Here is a 1,085-nt window from a genome sequence, read left to right as displayed (position 1 = left end):
AACCGGCTGTCGAGGGACGCCAGCCGCTCATTGCGCGCCAGCATCAGAAATTGGATTTTCGGCTTCCACTCCGGCGCATCGGGGTCGAACCCGCTCGGGCCGTTCTCGATCGCGTAGCGGCGATCGGCGGGGAGCGTCTCCCCTCGCCGCAAGGGAACGCGGGGCAGCGGCTCCGGCGTCAGGCCCTTGATCGGGTAGCGGTAAAGGCCGGTGATTTCGGCGGTCTGGCTGGTTGTCATGCCGCTACTTAGGGGATTCGATAGGCCCCCGCCAAGCGGGCGCATCAGCGCACGAAATTGTGAAGTCGCCTCTTCCGATCCGCGGACCCGCTTCCCACATCTGGGTCAGGCCGGCGCCAGCGCCGGCTGATAACGACCGCTGCCGGTTGAGAAACGTCAATGCGGCCAGCGGAAACCCAATGAAGATGCCGTTTGGAGTGCCTTAGGGGCTCCAGGGGCAGGCCGAGGGAAAGAAAAGACATGAACATCGAGAAGTATACCGAACGCTCCAGGGGCTTCGTCCAGTCCGCGCAGTCGCTCGTGATGCGCGAGGGCCACCAGCAGTTTTCGACCCTGCACCTTTTGAAAGTCCTGCTGGACGACAATGAGGGGCTGGCTGCCGGTCTGATCGACCGTGCCGGCGGCAATTCCCGTGCAATTCTGAAGGCGACCGAGGACGCCCTGAACAAGGTTCCGAAGGTCAGTGGCGGCGGCGCCGGGCAGATCTATCTGGCGCCCGAGCTCGCCCGCACCTTCGACGCGGCTGAGAAGGCCGGCGAGAAGGCCGGCGACAGCTTCGTCACCGTCGAGCGGCTTCTGCTCGGACTCGCGCTGGAGAAGAACAGCGAGGCGGGTGCGATCCTGGCCAAGGGCGGCGTCACCCCGCAAAATCTCAATGCGGCCATCGAGGCACTGCGCAAGGGCCGCACCGCGGACAGCGCGACGGCCGAGAACGCCTATGACGCGCTGAAGAAATATGCCCGCGACCTGACCCAGGCCGCCCGCGACGGCAAGCTCGACCCGGTCATCGGCCGCGACGAGGAGATCCGCCGCACAATTCAAGTGCTCTCGCGGCGGACCAAGAAC

The 1,085-nt window shown here is 65.3% G+C and carries 1 protein-coding gene and 1 pseudogene; one reads left to right on the top strand and one right to left on the bottom strand.

Features of this window, described 5'->3' with window-relative positions; genetic code table 11:
* Positions 1–239, bottom strand: a pseudogene (locus ACXJL8_RS41760) (MOSC domain-containing protein); the annotation flags it as partial.
* 240 nt (positions 240–479) lie between these two features.
* On the opposite strand from ACXJL8_RS41760, the gene ACXJL8_RS41755 reads away from it, so the two are divergent.
* A partial coding sequence (locus tag ACXJL8_RS41755; RefSeq protein WP_456687113.1) for a Clp protease N-terminal domain-containing protein occupies positions 480–1,085 on the top strand: 606 nt, incomplete at its 3' end.

This window comes from Bradyrhizobium sp. P5_C11_2 (assembly GCF_054049755.1).
Note: the sequence above shows the minus strand (reverse complement) of the source record. Positions and strands in the feature narration are given on the sequence as shown.